The sequence below is a fragment of the Pseudomonas sp. UBA1879 genome, assembly GCF_002338065.1.
Lineage (GTDB): Bacteria > Pseudomonadota > Gammaproteobacteria > Pseudomonadales > Pseudomonadaceae > Aquipseudomonas.
In genome coordinates this window covers 68933-86710 of record NZ_DDHJ01000024.1, presented here as the reverse complement: position 1 = coordinate 86710, position 17778 = coordinate 68933, and the positions used below count along the sequence as shown (strand labels likewise).

The 17778-nt window shown below is 58.9% G+C and carries 18 protein-coding genes; 13 read left to right on the top strand and 5 right to left on the bottom strand.

The features are described 5' to 3' along the window. Window positions 1-220 precede the first annotated feature (220 nt). Both cysD and cysN read left to right on the top strand, forming a co-directional pair. Window positions 221-1138 (top strand): sulfate adenylyltransferase subunit CysD, encoded by a 918-nt coding sequence (cysD, locus tag B3N48_RS25580; protein ID WP_062384278.1) that lies wholly within the window; start codon window positions 221-223, stop codon window positions 1136-1138. Between the two features lie 9 nt (window positions 1139-1147). After that, window positions 1148-3046, top strand: a complete 1899-nt coding sequence (cysN, locus tag B3N48_RS25575) for a sulfate adenylyltransferase subunit CysN (protein ID WP_296188466.1) — start codon at window positions 1148-1150, stop codon at window positions 3044-3046. Between the two features lie 601 nt (window positions 3047-3647). On the opposite strand, the gene B3N48_RS25570 is transcribed toward cysN, so the two are convergent. Beyond that, the gene (locus B3N48_RS25570; protein WP_296188464.1) at window positions 3648-4085 is read right to left on the bottom strand and encodes a YhcB family protein; all 438 of its coding nucleotides are present in this window, start codon (window positions 4083-4085) and stop codon (window positions 3648-3650) included. Between the two features lie 145 nt (window positions 4086-4230). Here B3N48_RS25570 and B3N48_RS25565 point away from each other — a divergent pair, with 145 nt between their 5' ends. The 3 genes from B3N48_RS25565 to zapE all read left to right on the top strand — a co-directional run bounded on the left by B3N48_RS25565 (window position 4231) and on the right by zapE (window position 7394). Continuing rightward, window positions 4231-4860, top strand: coding sequence for an alpha/beta hydrolase (locus tag B3N48_RS25565; protein ID WP_296188462.1), 630 nt, complete (start codon window positions 4231-4233; stop codon window positions 4858-4860). A gap of 28 nt (window positions 4861-4888) precedes the next feature. Beyond that, on the top strand, window positions 4889-6238 hold the full coding sequence (locus tag B3N48_RS25560) for a tryptophan--tRNA ligase (protein WP_296188460.1): 1350 nt from the start codon (window positions 4889-4891) through the stop codon (window positions 6236-6238). Between the two features lie 61 nt (window positions 6239-6299). Next, window positions 6300-7394 carry a cell division protein ZapE gene (zapE, locus tag B3N48_RS25555; protein ID WP_296188458.1) on the top strand — a complete coding sequence of 365 codons (1095 nt, stop codon included), beginning with the start codon at window positions 6300-6302 and terminating at the stop codon, window positions 7392-7394. A 181-nt stretch (window positions 7395-7575) separates the two neighbouring features. Here the strand turns inward: zapE and B3N48_RS25550 are convergent, their stop codons facing one another. After that, window positions 7576-8472: a GlxA family transcriptional regulator gene (locus B3N48_RS25550; protein ID WP_296188546.1), complete on the bottom strand. Its 897-nt coding sequence runs from the start codon at window positions 8470-8472 to the stop codon at window positions 7576-7578. Between the two features lie 246 nt (window positions 8473-8718). On the opposite strand from B3N48_RS25550, the gene B3N48_RS25545 reads away from it, so the two are divergent. Further along, window positions 8719-9855, top strand: coding sequence for an acyl-CoA dehydrogenase family protein (locus tag B3N48_RS25545; RefSeq protein ID WP_296188456.1), 1137 nt, complete (start codon window positions 8719-8721; stop codon window positions 9853-9855). A gap of 159 nt (window positions 9856-10014) precedes the next feature. Here B3N48_RS25545 and B3N48_RS25540 read toward each other — a convergent pair whose 3' ends face one another. Next, on the bottom strand, window positions 10015-11052 hold the full coding sequence (locus B3N48_RS25540) for an NADP(H)-dependent aldo-keto reductase (protein WP_296188454.1): 1038 nt from the start codon (window positions 11050-11052) through the stop codon (window positions 10015-10017). 240 nt (window positions 11053-11292) lie between these two features. Between B3N48_RS25540 and rplM the strand changes: the two genes are divergently transcribed. The 7 genes from rplM to B3N48_RS25505 all read left to right on the top strand — a co-directional run bounded on the left by rplM (window position 11293) and on the right by B3N48_RS25505 (window position 16243). Next, complete coding sequence (gene rplM, locus B3N48_RS25535; RefSeq protein ID WP_108236898.1) at window positions 11293-11721, top strand: 50S ribosomal protein L13; 429 nt, start codon at window positions 11293-11295, stop codon at window positions 11719-11721. Window positions 11722-11735: 14 nt separating this feature from the next. Next, the gene (gene rpsI / locus B3N48_RS25530; RefSeq protein WP_296188451.1) at window positions 11736-12128 is read left to right on the top strand and encodes a 30S ribosomal protein S9; all 393 of its coding nucleotides are present in this window, start codon (window positions 11736-11738) and stop codon (window positions 12126-12128) included. Window positions 12129-12382: 254 nt separating this feature from the next. Then, complete coding sequence (gene petA, locus B3N48_RS25525) at window positions 12383-12979, top strand: ubiquinol-cytochrome c reductase iron-sulfur subunit (RefSeq protein ID WP_296188449.1); 597 nt, start codon at window positions 12383-12385, stop codon at window positions 12977-12979. Further along, a complete protein-coding gene (locus B3N48_RS25520) occupies window positions 12976-14187 on the top strand; it encodes a cytochrome b (protein WP_296188446.1) in 1212 nt (403 codons plus the stop codon). Before petA ends, B3N48_RS25520 begins: the two co-directional genes overlap by 4 nt. Then, entirely contained in the window at window positions 14187-14966 is a 780-nt protein-coding gene (locus tag B3N48_RS25515) for a cytochrome c1 (RefSeq protein WP_296188445.1), read from the top strand. Before B3N48_RS25520 ends, B3N48_RS25515 begins: the two co-directional genes overlap by 1 nt. Window positions 14967-15193: 227 nt before the next feature. Then, window positions 15194-15811, top strand: a complete 618-nt coding sequence (locus B3N48_RS25510) for a glutathione S-transferase N-terminal domain-containing protein (RefSeq protein ID WP_296188444.1) — start codon at window positions 15194-15196, stop codon at window positions 15809-15811. An 18-nt stretch (window positions 15812-15829) separates the two neighbouring features. After that, the gene (locus B3N48_RS25505; RefSeq protein ID WP_093461845.1) at window positions 15830-16243 is read left to right on the top strand and encodes a ClpXP protease specificity-enhancing factor; all 414 of its coding nucleotides are present in this window, start codon (window positions 15830-15832) and stop codon (window positions 16241-16243) included. A gap of 288 nt (window positions 16244-16531) precedes the next feature. On the opposite strand, the gene B3N48_RS25500 is transcribed toward B3N48_RS25505, so the two are convergent. Continuing rightward, on the bottom strand, window positions 16532-17110 hold the full coding sequence (locus tag B3N48_RS25500) for a BON domain-containing protein (RefSeq protein ID WP_296188443.1): 579 nt from the start codon (window positions 17108-17110) through the stop codon (window positions 16532-16534). Further along, a complete protein-coding gene (locus B3N48_RS25495) occupies window positions 17107-17700 on the bottom strand; it encodes a phosphoheptose isomerase (protein ID WP_296188442.1) in 594 nt (197 codons plus the stop codon). Before B3N48_RS25495 ends, B3N48_RS25500 begins: the two co-directional genes overlap by 4 nt. Window positions 17701-17778 lie beyond the last annotated feature (78 nt).

Below are 17778 nucleotides of genomic sequence, written 5' to 3'. Positions count from 1 at the left end.
ATCTGTGGATGAAATGACCCCTCCGTCCGACCGCGGCCCGCAGCAAGCCGACGCTCACGGGAGGACGACCACGAACGCCGGGCATCCAAATCGCGAGCTATATCACTAGATCGTTTCGATCTATAGGCATCGCTGATTAGAATCGGGCCTCATGATAAAGTGCCTCGCTCGACAGAGCCCGCAGGCTCTCCCACACAAGTACGTTATCCCGTGAGTAACCATGGTCGACAAACTGACGCATCTGAAACAGCTGGAGGCGGAAAGCATCCACATCATCCGCGAGGTCGCCGCCGAGTTCGATAACCCGGTGATGCTGTACTCGATCGGCAAGGACTCCGCCGTGATGCTGCACCTGGCGCGCAAGGCGTTCTTTCCGGGCAAGCTGCCGTTCCCGGTGATGCACGTCGACACGCGTTGGAAATTCCAGGAAATGTACCGCTTCCGCGACAAGATGGTCGAGGAGATGGGCCTTGAGCTCATCACCCACATCAACCCGGAAGGCGTGGCGCAGGACATCAACCCGTTCACCCACGGCAGTTCCAAACACACCGACATCATGAAAACCCAGGGCCTCAAGCAGGCGCTGGACAAGCACGGCTTCGACGCTGCCTTCGGTGGCGCGCGCCGCGACGAAGAGAAGTCTCGCGCCAAGGAACGCGTGTATTCCTTCCGCGACAGCAAGCACCGCTGGGACCCGAAAAACCAGCGCCCCGAGCTGTGGAACGTTTACAACGGCAACGTCAACAAAGGCGAGTCGATCCGCGTCTTCCCGCTTTCCAACTGGACCGAGCTGGACATCTGGCAATACATCTACCTCGAAGGCATCCCCATCGTGCCGCTGTACTTCGCCGCCGAGCGTGAAGTCATCGAGAAGAACGGCACCCTGATCATGATCGACGACGACCGCATCCTCGAACACCTCACCGACGAGGAAAAAGCGCGCATCGTCAAAAAGAAAGTGCGTTTCCGTACCCTGGGCTGCTACCCGTTGACGGGCGCTGTCGAGTCGGAAGCCGAGACCCTGACGGACATCATCCAGGAAATGCTCCTGACACGAACTTCCGAGCGCCAAGGCCGCGTCATCGACCACGATGGTGCGGGCTCGATGGAAGATAAAAAACGTCAAGGTTATTTCTAAGGGGTTGTCATGTCGCATCAATCTGATTTGATCAGCGAGGACATCCTCGCTTACCTGGGCCAGCACGAACGTAAAGAGATGCTGCGCTTTCTGACCTGTGGCAACGTCGACGACGGCAAGAGCACGCTGATCGGCCGTCTGCTCCACGACTCCAAGATGATCTACGAAGATCACCTGGAAGCCATCACCCGTGACTCCAAGAAGTCTGGCACCACCGGCGATGACGTCGATCTGGCGTTGTTGGTGGACGGCCTGCAAGCCGAGCGCGAGCAGGGCATTACCATCGACGTCGCCTATCGTTACTTCTCGACGTCGAAACGCAAATTCATCATTGCCGACACTCCCGGCCATGAGCAGTACACCCGCAACATGGCTACCGGTGCGTCCACCTGCGACCTGGCGATCATTCTGGTCGACGCTCGTTACGGCGTGCAGACCCAGACCCGCCGCCACAGCTACATCGCATCGCTGCTCGGCATCAAGCACATCGTAGTCGCCATCAACAAGATGGACCTCAACGGCTTCGACGAAACGATCTTCGAGCAGATCAAAGCCGATTACCTGAAGTTTGCCGACCGCATCGCGCTCAAGCCGACCACCATGGAATTCGTCCCGATGTCGGCGCTCAAGGGCGACAACGTTGTGAACAAGAGCGAGCGCTCGCCGTGGTATACCGGCAAGTCGCTGATGGAGATCCTCGAAACCGTCGAGATCGCAGGCGACCGCAACCTCGACGATCTGCGCTTCCCGGTGCAGTACGTCAATCGCCCGAACCTGAACTTCCGTGGCTTCGCCGGTACGCTGGCCAGCGGCATCGTGCGCAAGGGCGACGACATCGTCGTGCTGCCGTCGGGCAAGAGCAGTCGCGTGAAGTCCATCGTCACCTTCGAAGGTGAGTTGGAGCACGCAGGCCCCGGTCAGGCCGTGACCCTGACCATGGAAGACGAAATCGACATCTCCCGTGGCGACCTGTTGGTGCACGCCGACAACGTTCCGCAAGTGGCCGATGCCTTCGACGCCATGCTGGTGTGGATGGCTGAAGAGCCCATGCTGCCGGGCAAGAAATACGACATCAAGCGCGCCACCTCCTACGTACCCGGCTCGATCGCCAGTATCACCCACCGGGTCGATGTGAACACGCTGGAAGAAGGCCCTGCCAGCGCGCTGCAGTTGAATGAAATCGGTCGCGTAAAGATCAGCCTCGACGCGCCGATCGCACTCGACGGCTATGACAGCAACCGCACCACCGGCGCGTTCATCGTCATTGATCGTTTGACCAACGGCACCGTCGCAGCGGGCATGATCATCGCACCGCCGATCACCGCAGGGCAGGGCAATCACCATGGGGCGCTGGCTCACGTTTCGGTCGAAGAGCGCGCCCAGCGTTTCGGCCAGAAACCCGCGACTGTGTTGTTCAGCGGCCTGTCGGGCGCTGGCAAGAGCACGCTGGCTTATGCCGTGGAGCGCAAGCTGTTCGACATGGGCCGTGCGGTGTTCGTCCTTGATGGCCAGAACCTGCGCCATGACCTGAACAAAGGTCTACCGCAGGATCGCGCCGGTCGCACCGAGAACTGGCGTCGTGCCGCTCACGTGGCGCGCCAGTTCAACGAAGCGGGCCTGCTAACACTGGCAGCGTTCGTTGCACCCGATGCGGCTGGCCGTTCCAACGCCAAGGCGCTGATCGGCGACGACCGCCTGATCACGGTCTACGTCCAGGCATCGCCTCAAGTGTGCCGCGAACGCGATCCACAAGGTCTGTACGCGGCGGACAAGGACAACATTCCAGGGGAGTCCTTCCCGTACGACGTGCCGCTGGATGCCGATCTGGTGATCGACACTCAGACGCTGAACGTCGAAGACAGCGTCAAGCAAGTGCTTGACCTGCTGCGTGCACGCGGCGCGATCTAAGCGTTGCCTGCTACACAAAAGACCCGCCCATGATGGCGGGTTTTTTGTTGCTTGGGGATTACGTCAATCCGCTTCTGGCTGGAGGCCGTAGGAGTGCCGGGGTGGCGCTCCACCTTACCTATGATCGGCCCGGGGTCGCGTCCGACTGCAGCGGCAGCAAAAAAACCTGATCGCGCAATTTGCCTGATACACCGCATTGACCGGGTTCACGACGGCTTCGCCGCCGATCGCGAGCAAGCTTGCGCCTACTGCCTACGGCCAGAATCGAAGACTCACTACATCATCGGCGGCGAACGCCCCTCACACCGCTGATCAAACGTGTGCTTCTCGCACAGCTGTTCCCACCGCGTCTCATACTCCCGTTGCTCCGTGATGTAGCAATCCTTGACGCAATCCGCTGAAACGCAACCCGTCAGGGCCATGCACGCTGCGACTGTTTTGATGATGTGCATGACCCCTCCCGAAAACCGTGGCAGAGCTTAGGGGCTTTCGAAAACAGGCGTAACCGGGGGTGTCCGATAAATCCGTAGGGCATTTCCGAGACTCCACAAAAAAGCCCGCCCCTGATCACCTCAGGCGCGGGCTTTCGATGTGGGATTGCTTACTTCTTCAAGCCGTAATGCTCGTCCAGCATGCCCGGTGTATTCGGCGCTTTCGGCGCGTAATCACGGGGCGGTTCCGCAGCGGTGCGGGGCGGTGTCAGACGGTCGCGGTGCGCTTGCAGGGCATCCGGATGCAGCGCGGCGAGCAGCCGTTGACGGGTGATGTCGTCGGTGGCCAGACGGTTCGCGCCTTCGGCCAAATGTTCCTGAACATCCTGATAGCTCTGGGACAGCTTTTGCACCAGATTAGCCGTACTGTTGAAGTGAGTGACCACCTCGTTCTGATACGTGTCGAAACGCTCCTGAACGTCATCCAGCTGGCGCTGAGTGCTGTTAGGCGCGGCATGGGGCAGCGCACGCGCCACGAAGAAACCGATGGCCACACCAACGATCAGGGCGATAGTCGGCAGCAACCAAACTAAGAGCGAGTAATCCACGAGTCCTTCCTCTATAAACGGCTTTGCTTTACGTTAACGGCTCGAACCTGCGCTGTATAGCGGCGACGCGTCGCCGACATGCCAGCCGCAGACAATCAGCTAGACGAGTCGACCCAATTGAAGGTCACGGAGTTCATTCTTGCTCATGCGTGAAACCCCTGTATTCATCGACGGCCCGGTGGGCCAACTCGAAGCCCTTTACCTGGACCTGGAAGGGGCCAAAGGCCTTGCGCTGATCTGCCATCCTAACCCGGTTCAGGGCGGCACGATGCTCAACAAGGTCATCTCGACCCTGCAACGCACCGCGCGCGACGCCGGTTACATCACCTTGCGTTTCAACTACCGGGGTGTCGGCGCAAGCGCTGGCAGTTCGGACATGGGGCAGGGCGAAGTCGATGATGCGCAAGCCGCTGCCACCTGGTTTCGCGAAAAACACCCGGACCTGCCCATGACACTGTTCGGTTTCTCTTTCGGCGGGTTTGTCGCGGCGACGCTAGGCGGGCGTCTCGAAGCCAAGGGCGAAACGCTCAATCATCTGTTCATGGTCGCGCCTGCCGTCATGCGCATTGCCGACCCAAGCGCCCTCCCGCAAAAAGGGCAACTGACGTTGATTCAGCCTGAAACCGATGAAGTCGTTGACCCACAACTCGTATATGCCTGGTCTGACGCACTCTCGCGTCCCCATGAGCTGCTGAAAGTGGCAGAATGCGGACACTTTTTTCACGGCAAGCTGACCGACCTCAAGGATCTGGTCCTGCCGCGCCTCTCGAACTGATTGCCGCACCCAGAATAAGCGACCCGCCATGACCACTCGTATCCTGACCGGTATCACCACCACCGGTACGCCCCACTTGGGCAACTACGCCGGTGCCATTCGCCCGGCCATCGTTGCCAGCCGCCAGAGCGATGCCGATTCGTTCTACTTTCTGGCTGACTATCATGCCCTGATCAAATGCGATGACCCGTTGCGCATTCAGCGCTCGCGTCTGGAAATCGCCGCGACCTGGCTGGCCGCCGGTCTGGACGTGGATCGCGTGACCTTCTATCGCCAGTCCGACATTCCGGAAATCCCTGAGCTGACCTGGCTGTTGACCTGCGTCGCGGGCAAAGGCCTGCTCAATCGCGCTCACGCCTACAAAGCGTCCGTGGACAAGAACGTCGAAGCCGGTGAAGACCCGGATGCGGGCGTGACCATGGGCCTGTTCAGCTACCCGGTGCTGATGGCCGCCGACATCCTCATGTTCAACGCCCACCAAGTGCCAGTGGGGCGCGACCAGATTCAACACGTCGAAATGGCCCGCGACATTGGCCAGCGCTTCAACCATCTGTTCGGTCAGGGCAAGGAATTCTTCGTCATGCCGGAAGCGCTGATCGAAGAGAGCGTGGCGACGCTGCCGGGTCTCGACGGTCGCAAGATGTCGAAGAGCTACGACAACACGATTCCGCTGTTCAGCAGCGCGAAGGAGATGAGGGACGCGATCTCGCGCATCGTCACCGACTCGCGTCTGCCGGGCGAAGCCAAGGACCCGGACAATTCGCACCTGTTCACCCTGTATCAGGCCTTCGCCAGCAAAGCCCAAAGCGACGAATTCCGCGCTGATCTGCTGCAAGGCCTGGGTTGGGGAGATGCCAAACAGCGCCTGTTCCAGTTGCTCGACAGCGAACTGAGCGAGGCGCGCGAGAATTACCATCGTCTGATCGAGCGTCCCGCCGATCTGGAAGACATTCTGCTGGCCGGTGCGCAGAAAGCCCGCCGTATCGCCACGCCGTTCCTGGGTGAGTTGCGTGAAGCGGTGGGGCTGCGCTCATTTCGCGAGACCACGCAGACCGTCGCCGCGACCAAGAAAAAAGCCAGCAAGGGTGCACGCTTCGTCAGCTTCCGTGAAGACGACGGCAGCTTCCGTTTTCGGTTGCTGGCCGCGGACGGCGAGCAGCTGCTGCTGTCGCGCACCTTCGCCGACGGCAAGGCTGCCGGCGCTGTGACCAAACAGCTGCAACAGGGTGGCGCGCTGGACATTCGGACAGAAGGCAACGGCTTCACGGTATGGCTGGAAGGTGCGTGCATGGCTGACAGTCCGACGTTCGCCGACGCCACTGCCCGCGACGCTGCGGTCGAGAGCCTGAAGCTGGCCTTGGCGCCACAACAGGATTAATTGCCATTACAGCGGGCCATCGCTACAGTGGCGGCCCGTTTTTGCTCCCTAGCCAGCGAATATGACGCCCTTAGAAAGTTATCAAAACGATCTCAAGAAACCTGAATTCTTCCACGATGCCGCTCAGGAAAACGCTGTGCGCCATTTGCAACGGCTGTACGACGATCTGGTCGCTGCCCATCAGAACAAGCCTGGCCTGTTCGGCAAGCTGTTCGGCAAGAAAGAAGTCACGGTGATCAAAGGCCTGTATTTCTGGGGTGGCGTCGGCCGTGGCAAGACCTACCTGGTCGACACGTTCTTCGAAGCGCTGCCGTTCGAAGACAAGATGCGCACGCACTTCCACCGCTTCATGAAGCGCGTGCACGAAGAAATGAAGAATCTCAAGGGCGAGAAGAACCCGCTGACGCTGATCGCCAAGCAGTTCGCGGGCGAAGCGCGGGTCATCTGCTTCGACGAATTTTTCGTTTCCGACATCACCGACGCCATGATCCTCGGCACGCTGATGGAAGAGCTGTTCAAGAACGGCGTGACCCTGGTGGCCACCTCGAACATCGTGCCGGACGGTCTGTACAAAGACGGCCTGCAACGAGCGCGCTTCCTGCCCGCCATCGCGCTGATCAAGCAGAACACCGAAATCGTCAACGTCGACAGCGGCGTGGATTACCGTCTGCGTCATCTGGAACAGGCCGAGTTGTTCCACTTCCCGCTGAACGAGGCTGCTCAGGACAGCATGCGCAAAAGCTTCCGCGCGCTGACTCCTGAATGCACTAAAGCCATCGAAAACGATGTATTGATCATCGAAAACCGTCAGATCAAGGCGCTGCGCACCTGTGACGACGTGGCCTGGTTCGACTTCCGTGAGCTGTGCGACGGCCCTCGCAGCCAGAACGATTACATCGAACTCGGCAAGATCTTCCACGCGGTGTTGCTCAGCGGCGTCGAGCAGATGAGCGTCACCACCGACGACATCGCCCGTCGTTTCATCAACATGGTCGACGAGTTCTACGACCGCAACGTCAAGCTGATCATCTCTGCCGAAGTCGAGCTGAAAGACCTGTACACCGGCGGACGTCTTAACTTCGAATTCCAGCGCACGCTCAGCCGCTTGCTGGAAATGCAATCTCACGAGTTCCTGTCTCGGGCGCACAAGCCTTAGAAGCAGCGGCGAGTTTTGAGCTGCAAGCTGCAAGAGGGCGCGGTGATTCTTCTGTACTCTTCTGTCATGCCGATGGTAGCGATTTTCGGACGCTACCGTCGATTGGCCGGACAGATTCGGCGAACCCACTGCTGATCCCTCTTGCAGCTTGAAGCTCGCAGCTTGCAGCTTGATGCTGCTCTTAGGCGGCCTGCTGAAATTGCTGGCGATACTGATTGGGCGACAGTTCCGTATGCTGGCGGAACAGCCGCGCGAAGAAGCTGGCGTCGTCGTAGCCGACTTCGTAGCTGATGGTCTTGATGCTTTTGCGCGAGCCTGATAGCAAGCCTTTCGCCGTCTCGATGCGCAGGCGTTGCAGATAGTGCAGCGGCTTGTCGCCGGTGGCGGTCTGAAAGCGGCGCATGAAGTTGCGAATGCTCATGCCGTGTTCCCGCGCTACGTCTTCGAAGCGGAATTTGTCGGCGAAATGCTCCTCAAGCCAGTGCTGGATTTGCAGGATGATCACGTCCTGATGCAGCTTCTGCCCGCCAAAGCCCATACGTCCTGGTGAATAGCTGCGCTGGACTTCATAAAGAATGTCCCGCGCGACCGTCTGCGCAACGTTGGCGCCGCAGAAACGTTCGATCAAATAAATGTAAAGGTCGCACGCCGAAATCGTGCCGCCCGCGCAGTAAAGATTGTCCGCGTCAGTCAGGTGTTTTTCCTGATTCAACAAAACATTCGGGAAGCGTTCGGCGAACTCATTGAAGAAGCGCCAGTAGGTGGTCGCCTCCTTGCCATCCAGCAGGCCCGCCTCGGCCAGCCAGAACACCCCGCTGGCTTCGCCGCACAGCACGGCGCCCCTTGCGTGTTGCTCGCGCAGCCACGGCAGAATCTGCGGATAGCGGGCACGCAAGGTGTCGAAGTTGTCGACGAAGGCGGGGAGGATGATGATGTCGGCGTTTTCCAGTGCGCCGTCTACCGGTAACACCACTTCACTGAAGCTGCGCACCTGTTGCCCGTCGGGGCTGACGAGGCGGGTTTCAAACGCGGCCTTGAGGCCTTGGCCCAGCTGTTTGCCGTAGCGCAGGCTGGCCAGATGGAAGAAATCCTTGGCCTGGGTCAGAGTGGAGGCGAAGATCCCGTCGATCGCGAGGATGCTGACGCGCCGCAACGGCACGTTGTGCTGAATAGACATAATCTGTTGTTCTTATATGGGAAAGTGGTCAAGCAACGGCGTGATCGTCTTATTTTTTGTCGGATGTGTCCAGTGTCGTCGTCAATCGCCACGGCATACGCTCTCGCAGCAACCCGTGTTCGACCATTCCCCACGCCAAGGTGTCCCATGCTGCCAAGAACACTTTTCAGCTCCGAGCATGAGCTTTTCCGCGACAGCGTCCGCAAGTTTCTGGAGCAGCAAGCCGCGCCGTTTCACGCGCAATGGGAGAAGCAGGGGCACATCGACCGCACACTGTGGAACCGCGCGGGCGAGCAGGGCATGTTGTGTTCGCACCTGCCTGAGGAATACGGCGGCATGGCCGCTGACTTTCTCTACACCACGGTCGTGATCGAGGAAATCTACCGACTCGGCCTGACCGGTATCGGATTTTCCCTGCATTCGGACATTGTCGCGCCCTACATCCTCCATTACGGCAGCGAAGCCTTGAAGCAGAAGTACCTGCCGAAAATGGTCTCGGGCGAGATCGTGACGGCCATCGCGATGACCGAGCCGGGTGCGGGTTCTGATCTGCAAGGAGTGAAGACCACGGCGGTGCCGGACGGCGACGAGTACGTGATCAATGGCTCGAAGACGTTCATCACCAATGGCTTTCTCGCGGACCTGGTGATCGTCGTCGCCAAAACCGATCCCAAGGCCGGCGCGAAAGGCACGAGCCTGTTTTTGGTAGAGGCGGGCACACCTGGGTTCGAAAAGGGCAAACGCCTGGAAAAGGTCGGCATGAAGGCCCAGGACACCTCGGAGCTGTTCTTTCAGGACGTGCGCGTGCCCAAGGAAAACTTGCTGGGCCAACCCGGGATGGGCTTCGCGTACCTCATGCAGGAACTGCCGCAAGAGCGGTTGACCGTGGCCATTGGTGCGATTGCCTCGGCCGAGGCGGCGTTGCAGTGGACGCTGGAGTACACCCGCGAGCGCAAGGCTTTTGGCCAGGCCATCGCCGATTTTCAAAACACCCGCTTCAAGCTGGCGGAAATCGCCACTGAAGTGCAGATCGGTCGGGTGTTCATCGACCGCTGTCTTGAGCTGCATCTTGAAGGCAAGCTGGACGTCCCTACGGCGGCAATGGCCAAGTATTGGGCTACCGACCTGCAGTGCAAGGTGCTCGACGAGTGCGTGCAGCTTCACGGCGGTTACGGCTTCATGTGGGAATACCCGATTGCGCGAGCTTGGGCGGATGCGCGGGTGCAGCGGATTTATGCGGGGACCAACGAAATCATGAAGGAGATCATTGCGCGCTCGTTGTAGCTCCGAAGGTTGGCCTGTGTAGAAGCGTGGCTTGTCCCGCGATCGGCGGGGAACCCGCCGTAAATGCGATAAATGCGGTGTGCATGAGAAACCGCATTTGTCGGGATGACTGCCGGTTCACGGCAGATTCCGGGATAAGCCGCGCTCCTACAGATGACCTTACGGCGCAGGGTTGGGCTGATCCTTGTGAATCGCCTCGATCCCCGCCAGCACTTCTTCCGACAACACCAAATCCGCGCTCGCCAGGTTCCTCTCCAGCTGCTCCAGTGTGGTGGCGCCGATGATGTTGCTGGTCACGAACGCACGGCTGGTGACGAATGCCAACGCCAGTTGGGCCGGGTCCAGGCCATGCTCGCGAGCCAGCGCGACGTACCGGGCGCAAGCCGCTTCCGATTGCGGGTTGAAGTAGCGGGTGAAACGGCTGTACAGGCTCAGGCGGCCTTTCGGCGGACGCGCGCCGTCAGCGTATTTGCCAGAGAGCAAGCCGAAGGCCATGGGCGAATAGGCCAACAGCCCGCATTGCTCGCGAAGGGCGACCTCTGCCAGACCCACTTCAAAGCTGCGGTTGAGCAGGTTGTATGGGTTCTGGATCGAGACCGGGCGCACCAGGCCGTGGGCGTCGGATTCCGCGAGGTACTTCATCGTGCCCCACGGCGTCTCGTTGGACAGACCGACGTGGCGGATCTTGCCCGCTTTGACTTGCTCGTCCAGCACCTGCAGGGTTTCCAGCAAGGGCGTGAAGGGCTCGTCGCTGTGGGTGTAGCCCAGCTTGCCGAAAAAGTTGGTGCTGCGCTCCGGCCAGTGCAACTGATACAAGTCCAGGTAGTCAGTTTGCAGGCGCTTGAGGCTGGCATCCACAGCGGCCACGATGTGGTCGCGGTTGAATTTCAATTGGCCGTCGCGGACGTAATCGATGCCGTTGCCGGGGCCGGCGATCTTGCTGGCGAGGATCCAGTCGGCGCGATCGCCGCTCTTCTTGAACCAGTTGCCGATGATGGTCTCGGTGCTGGCATAGGTTTCCTTCTTCGGCGGTACCGGGTACATCTCAGCGGTGTCCATGAAGTTGATGCCCGCATCTTTTGCCCGCTGGATCTGGGCGAAGGCCTCTGACTCGGTGTTTTGCTCGCCCCAGGTCATCGTGCCGAGGCAGATAGCGCTGACATTCAGGTCGGTTCTGCCCAGTTTGCGATAGTCCATCTGGCTCTCCTTTATAAAAGATCCATAAAAGCAGGTTGAAATTTTTTTCGCAATCTGGATAATTCCGCGTCTCTTTGTCGTGGGAGTGATGCCCCGCGCCGCAAGACACCGCTGCGATCGAACGCGCTGACCCGAGCCCCCTATAGCGTTCGTGCCCGGCGGCCTTTGACTTGTCAAAGACCGTACTAATGAGTATGCTCCGCCGTCTATTTTTCAGGGCGGCCTTTGAGGCTATAAAGAATGAAAACTTTTACCGCTAAACCGGAAACAGTAAAGCGCGATTGGTACGTCGTCGACGCTGCTGGCCAGACCCTGGGTCGTTTGGCCACTGAGATCGCGAGCCGTCTGCGTGGCAAACACAAGCCGGAATACACTCCGCACGTCGACACTGGCGACTACATCGTCGTGATCAACGCTGAGCAAATCCGCGTTACGGGTGCCAAGACCTCCGACAAGATCTACTACTCTCACTCCGGTTTCCCGGGCGGGATCAAGTCGATCAACTTTGAAAAGCTGATCGCCAAAGCTCCTGAGCGCGTGATCGAGACCGCGGTCAAAGGCATGCTGCCTAAGAACCCGCTGGGTCGCGACATGTATCGTAAGCTGAAAGTCTATGCGGGCGCTGCACACCCTCATACTGCTCAGCAGCCCCAAGAACTGAAGTTTTAACGGAATAGTTCATTATGTCGGCGACTCAAAATTACGGCACTGGCCGTCGCAAGACCGCAACCGCACGTGTTTTCCTGCGTCCAGGTACCGGTAACATCTCCATCAACAACCGCTCGCTGGACACGTTCTTCGGCCGCGAAACTGCCCGCATGGTAGTTCGTCAGCCTCTGGAACTGACCGAGACTGTTGAAAAATTCGACATCTACGTCACCGTTATCGGCGGTGGTGTGAGTGGTCAAGCTGGCGCAATCCGCCACGGTATCACCCGCGCTCTGATGTCCTACGACGAAACTCTGCGTAGCGCACTGCGCAAAGCAGGCTTCGTCACTCGCGATGCTCGCGAAGTTGAACGTAAGAAAGTCGGTCTGCGTAAAGCGCGTAAGCGTCCGCAGTACTCGAAGCGTTAATTCGCTATCTTTCAAAAAAACGCTCAGTTTCCTCAGGGAACTGGGCGTTTTTTTATGGGTGTCTATTATTGACATCGCGTGAGGAAACATCATGGATGCCACGTTTATCAAGGCCTCCGGCTTTAAACGGACGGCAACCTTCTTTTGGCCCGAGAGGTGTTGATCTCCCATCGGCAGGACATAGGGTAGCTCGATGACAATGAAAAAAGACGCCTGGCCAGGCAGGTATCTTCAGGCTGACGGGAGCGGACCGAATGACCAATGACGGCGTGAATGCAGGCCGACGCCGCTTCCTCGTCGCGGCCACCTCTGTGGTGGGCGGTGCAGGTGTGGTAGGGGCTTCGGTCCCGTTCGTAGGGTCATGGTTCCCCAGCGCAAAGGCCAAGGCAGCAGGCGCCCCTGTCAAGGTCAACGTCAGCAAGATCGAGCCCGGTCAACAAATGATCGCGGAATGGCGCGGGCAGCCTGTGTTCATTGTCCACCGAACACCTGAAATCCTGAGCAATTTGAGCATGATCGGCGACCGGCTTTCCGACCCAGAATCGAAGCATTCCACCCAACCTCCCTATGTCGATCCTGTCGTTCGCTCGATCAAGCCGCAAATGTTGCTGTTGATCGGGATTTGCACCCACCTCGGCTGCTCCCCAACGTTTCGCCCGGAAGTCGCGCCCGCTGACCTGGGCAAAGATTGGGTAGGTGGTTATTTTTGTCCTTGTCACGGCTCCCACTACGACCTGGCCGGACGCGTCTACAAGGCGCAGCCTGCACCGCTGAATCTGCCAGTGCCGCCGCATTCATACGAGTCGGACTCAATCATCGTCATTGGTGTCGATCAGGAGAAAGCGTCATGAGCAAGTTCATGGACTGGATCGATGCACGGTTCCCTGCAACATCGATGTGGGAAGCCCATCTCAGCAAGTATTACGTACCCAAGAATTTCAATTTCTTCTATTTCTTTGGCTCGCTGGCGCTGGTAGTGCTGGTCAATCAGATATTGACCGGGATCTGGCTGACGATGAGCTACACGCCGTCGGCAGAGGAGGCATTCGCGTCCGTCGAATACATCATGCGTGACGTCGAATATGGCGCCATCTTGCGCTTGCTGCACTCTACGGGGGCATCGGCATTCTTCATCGTCGTCTACCTGCACATGTTTCGCGGACTGCTGTACGGCTCGTATCAGAAGCCTCGAGAGTTGGTCTGGGTCTTCGGCATGCTGATTTATCTGGCGCTGATGGCAGAGGCCTTCATGGGCTACCTGTTGCCGTGGGGGCAGATGTCGTACTGGGGCGCGCAGGTGATCATCTCGCTGTTCGGCGCAATTCCGGTGATTGGAAACGACTTGACCCAGTGGATTCGCGGCGACTATCTGGTTTCCGGCATCACCCTCAATCGTTTTTTCGCGCTGCATGTGGTGGCGCTGCCTATCGTGATCCTTGGATTGGTGGTGTTGCACATCCTGGCGCTGCATGAGGTGGGCTCAAACAACCCCGACGGCATCGACATCAATAAATACAAAGATGAGAACGGCAAGCCGCTGGATGGCATCCCGTTTCACCCCTACTACACCGTCAAGGACATCGTCGGCGTCGTGGTCTTTCTGTTCATCTTTTGTTCGATCGTGTTCTTCTTTCCCGAAATGGGCGGTTACTTCCTCGAAAGGCCCAACTTCGAGCAGGCCGACGCCTTCAAGACCCCCGAACACATAGCCCCCGTCTGGTACTTCACCCCCTTCTACGCCATTTTGCGGGCGATCCCTGACAAGCTGATGGGGGTGATGGCGATGGGGGCGGCGATTGCGGTGCTGTTCGTCCTGCCGTGGCTGGATCGCAGCCCGGTCAAGTCCATGCGCTACAAAGGCTGGCTGAGCCGCGTCTGGTTACTGTTGTTCTGCGTGGCTTTCGTCATCCTCGGCATCCTTGGGGTCCTTCCGCCCAGCTCGGGTCGTGCGCTGTTGTCTCAGGTGTGTACGTTCGTGTACTTCGCCTATTTCATCCTGATGCCGTTTTACACGCGTATGGAGAAGACCAAGCCGGTGCCGGAAAGGGTGACAGGCTGATGAAAAAGCTCCTGGCCGTTTTTCTCCTCGCCGCCTTGCCCTTTCTGTCATTGGCGGATGAGCACGGGCTGGAACTCGAAAGCGTGGACATTGACGTTTCCAACAAGGTCGCGATGCAGGACGGCGCACGGACGTTCGTCAATTACTGCATGGGCTGTCACAGCGCCAAGTTTCAACGCTACGAGCGGGTGGCTGACGACCTGGGTATCCCTCACGACCTGATGCTGGACAAGCTGGTGTTCACTGGGGCCAAGATTGGCGACCACATGGTCACCGGCATGCAACTTGCCGACGCCAAAGTCTGGTTCGGTGCCGCGCCACCCGATCTGACCCTCGTGGCGCGGGTCAGGGGTACTGATTGGCTCTATGGCTACCTGCGGTCCTTCTATGAAGACCCCGCGCGTCCATGGGGTGTCAATAACAAGGTCTTTCCGAACGTCGGCATGCCCAACGTGTTGGTCGGGCTGCAAGGCCGTCAGGTCATCGGTTGCAAGCAGGTGCAGGCGGTGGAGAACGGCAAGAAACAATACGACCCGCTCACTGGCTCGCCGCTGACCCATGAAGCCTGCGATCAACTGACGATCGTGCCTAAGACCGGCACGTTGACCGAGGAGCAGTTCGACGAGACAGTGAAAAACCTTGTGACTTTTCTCGCCTACTCGGCGAATCCCGTCAAATTGCAGCACCAGCGCATCGGGACGTATGTGCTGCTGTACCTGGCGATACTCTTCATCTTCGCGTACCTGCTCAAACGCGAATACTGGAAGGACGTGCATTGACCGCGAGATGATCTGGCTCCAGATATCGCGCCTCCTGATGCGCCTCATTCGGGTAATGGGCGCAGAGCGGGTATAGTGGCGGGCGAAAGATTGCAGAATTTACCTTGGCTAAATGAGCTATCTTGTCGCCCGCAATGAACATCTGCTGTTAGTGGACGTTGCCGGAAGCGCCATTGGGCGCGTTCGTTTTTGTGCTTTCGATAATTCAACAAGCGAGGAGGATCGCCATGGGCGTGACCAATCGGTTGGCCTGTTACTCCGACCCCGCCGACCACTATTCCCATCGCGTGCGCATCGTGCTCGCCGAGAAAGGTGTCAGCGCCGAGATCATCGATGTCGTGGGGGGTAGTCAGCCTGCCAAGTTGATCGAAGTGAATCCGTACGGCAGCGTACCCACCCTGGTCGATCGTGACCTGGCGCTGTACGAGTCAACCGTTGTGATGGAATACCTGGATGAGCGTTACCCGCATCCACCCTTACTGCCGGTGTACCCTGTAGCCCGCGCCAATAGCCGTTTGCTGATTCACCGCATTCAGCGCGACTGGTGCGCGTTGGTGGATATCATTCTGGATCCGCGCGGTAAAGAAGCTGCCCGGGTTCAGGCGCGCAAGGAACTGCGCGAAAGTCTGACCGGCGTGTCGCCGCTGTTCGCGGAAAAGCCTTTTTTCCTCAGTGACGAGCAAAGTCTGGTCGACTGCTGTCTATTGCCCATACTCTGGCGCCTGCCAATTCTGGGTATCGAATTGCCGCGGCCCGCCAAGCCGCTGCTTGATTATATGGAGCGCCAGTTTGCGCGTGAGGCATTCCAGGCAAGTCTGTCTGCTGCCGAACGTGACATGCGCTAAGGCCTAAGGAACCGTTCGATGAACTCCAGTCGCCCCTATCTGATCCGCGCGCTTTACGAGTGGATCGTGGATAACGATTGCACGCCGCACATTCTGGTCAACGCTGAATACCCGGCGGTGCAAGTCCCGCAAGGCTTCGCCAATGACGGCCAGATCGTCCTCAACATCTCGCCCAGTGCCGTGCGTCATCTGCACATGGACAACGACGCGGTCAGCTTCGAAGGCCGCTTCGGCGGGGTGCCGCATAGCCTGTACGTGCCTGTGTCCGCCGTGATGGGTATCTACGCCCGCGAGAACGGGCAGGGTATGGTCTTCGACCTCGAGCCTGCCGTGGACGATGATGAAGACCTGGACGTGGACGACGACATGCCGCCACCGGACGACGAGCCGCCACGCCCGACCGGTCGGCCAAGTCTGAAAGTGGTCAAGTGAGTTAACTGCGTGGTAATGAAAAAGGCGATCCCGAGGGATCGCCTTTTTTGTGCCCGCTTCTAATGGCGCGGGCATGTTCGTTTCGATTCTGGCCGAAGGCCGTAGGAGCTGGCTTGCCTGCGATCTGGCGCGAAGCGGCAGCGAAACCGATTACCTTCGTTGTGTCAGACATGCCGTAGCAACCGGGTTTACGACTGCTGCGCAGCCGATCGCAGGCAAGCCAGCTCCCACGCCCTTCGGGCAGAAGCGGGAGCGCGTATACGCCCCCAGCGTCATGCGGATGAGAGGTTAGTCGATGTACTCAAACAACTTCACGATCTTCTGCACCCCGCCCACGCCCTGCACCAGATTGGTCGCACGGGTGGCTTCAGCCTGGGTCAACAGGCCGAGCAGGTAAACGATGCCGTTTTCGGTGACGACTTTGATGCGCGAGCCGGGGATGGCGCTGTCGGTCAGCATTTGGGTCTTGATCTTGCTCGTTAGCCACGCATCATTGCTGCGGGCCAGCATCGAAGAAGGTTCGATGACTTGCAGTTCGTTATTGACCTTCTTGACCTTCTGCACCTGGCTGGCGGTCTGCTCGGCCAGTTGCTTGAGGTCGGCGCGCGGGGTCTGGCCAGCCAGCAGTACGATCCCGTTGAAGCTGGTCACGACGATGTGCGAGGCATTGTCGAGGTCCGGGTTGGCCTTGGCGATGTTCACCGCGACCTTGGTCTCGATCAGCGAGTCGTCAATTTTGCTGCCGAAGGTGCGGGTGCCACGGTCATCGTCGATAGGCGCTTCGCGGCTGGCGTTGATGACCGAACTGCATCCGCTGATGCCCAGGCAGAGCGTCAGGGCCAACAGGCTAAGGCGTTTGGATATCATTCTTCACTCCCGAAAATTTGGCTGTCGATCAAATAGCACAGGCAGTGGATCACCAACAGGTGAACTTCCTGAATGCGTGCGGTGACTTTGGCCGGGACACGGATTTCCACGTCCTCTGGCAGCAGCAGCGAGGCCACGTCGCCGCCGTCGCGACCGGTCAGGGCCACGACGATCATTTCCCGATCATGGGCGGCCTGAATGGCCTGGATGATGTTGGCGGAGTTGCCGCTGGTGGAGATGGCCAGCAGGACGTCGTTGGTCTGGCCCAGCGCGCGGATCTGTTTGGAAAAAATCTCGTTGTAGCTGTAATCGTTGGCAATCGAGGTGATGGTCGAGGTGTCCGTGGTCAGCGCGATGGCGGGCAGGCTTGGTCGCTCGCGTTCGAACCGGTTGAGCAACTCGGACGAAAAGTGCTGTGCGTCACCGGCGGAGCCGCCATTGCCGCAGGCCAGAATCTTGCTGTCGCTGAGCAGGGCGCCGACCATTACCTGGCTGGCTTGTTCGATGTGGGGTGCAAGAACGTCCATCGCCTGTTGCTTGGTATCGATGCTGGCCTGAAAAAGCTGGCGAATTCGGGATTGCATGTCCATCAATGAAAACCTTAATAGGGGCGGCTGGTCGGGCGACGTGTGACTCAGGTCATCGGCTTCACGGCACAAAACTGTGCG

Excerpts from the sequence above, each read along its gene's own strand:
- B3N48_RS25540 (WP_296188454.1), bottom strand. The coding sequence starts at position 11,052 with ATGGACTATCGCAAACTGGGCAGAACCGACCTGAATGTCAGCGCTATC.
- B3N48_RS25505 (WP_093461845.1), top strand. The coding sequence starts at position 15,830 with ATGAACTCCAGTCGCCCCTATCTGATCCGCGCGCTTTACGAGTGGATC.
- cysD (WP_062384278.1), top strand. The coding sequence starts at position 221 with ATGGTCGACAAACTGACGCATCTGAAACAGCTGGAGGCGGAAAGCATC.
- B3N48_RS25500 (WP_296188443.1), bottom strand. The coding sequence starts at position 17,110 with ATGATATCCAAACGCCTTAGCCTGTTGGCCCTGACGCTCTGCCTGGGC.
- cysN (WP_296188466.1), top strand. The coding sequence starts at position 1,148 with ATGTCGCATCAATCTGATTTGATCAGCGAGGACATCCTCGCTTACCTG.
- B3N48_RS25565 (WP_296188462.1), top strand. The coding sequence starts at position 4,231 with ATGCGTGAAACCCCTGTATTCATCGACGGCCCGGTGGGCCAACTCGAA.
- petA (WP_296188449.1), top strand. The coding sequence starts at position 12,383 with ATGACCAATGACGGCGTGAATGCAGGCCGACGCCGCTTCCTCGTCGCG.
- B3N48_RS25495 (WP_296188442.1), bottom strand. The coding sequence starts at position 17,700 with ATGGACATGCAATCCCGAATTCGCCAGCTTTTTCAGGCCAGCATCGAT.
- B3N48_RS25520 (WP_296188446.1), top strand. The coding sequence starts at position 12,976 with ATGAGCAAGTTCATGGACTGGATCGATGCACGGTTCCCTGCAACATCG.
- B3N48_RS25510 (WP_296188444.1), top strand. The coding sequence starts at position 15,194 with ATGGGCGTGACCAATCGGTTGGCCTGTTACTCCGACCCCGCCGACCAC.
- B3N48_RS25545 (WP_296188456.1), top strand. The coding sequence starts at position 8,719 with ATGCTGCCAAGAACACTTTTCAGCTCCGAGCATGAGCTTTTCCGCGAC.
- zapE (WP_296188458.1), top strand. The coding sequence starts at position 6,300 with ATGACGCCCTTAGAAAGTTATCAAAACGATCTCAAGAAACCTGAATTC.
- B3N48_RS25560 (WP_296188460.1), top strand. The coding sequence starts at position 4,889 with ATGACCACTCGTATCCTGACCGGTATCACCACCACCGGTACGCCCCAC.
- B3N48_RS25515 (WP_296188445.1), top strand. The coding sequence starts at position 14,187 with ATGAAAAAGCTCCTGGCCGTTTTTCTCCTCGCCGCCTTGCCCTTTCTG.
- rplM (WP_108236898.1), top strand. The coding sequence starts at position 11,293 with ATGAAAACTTTTACCGCTAAACCGGAAACAGTAAAGCGCGATTGGTAC.
- rpsI (WP_296188451.1), top strand. The coding sequence starts at position 11,736 with ATGTCGGCGACTCAAAATTACGGCACTGGCCGTCGCAAGACCGCAACC.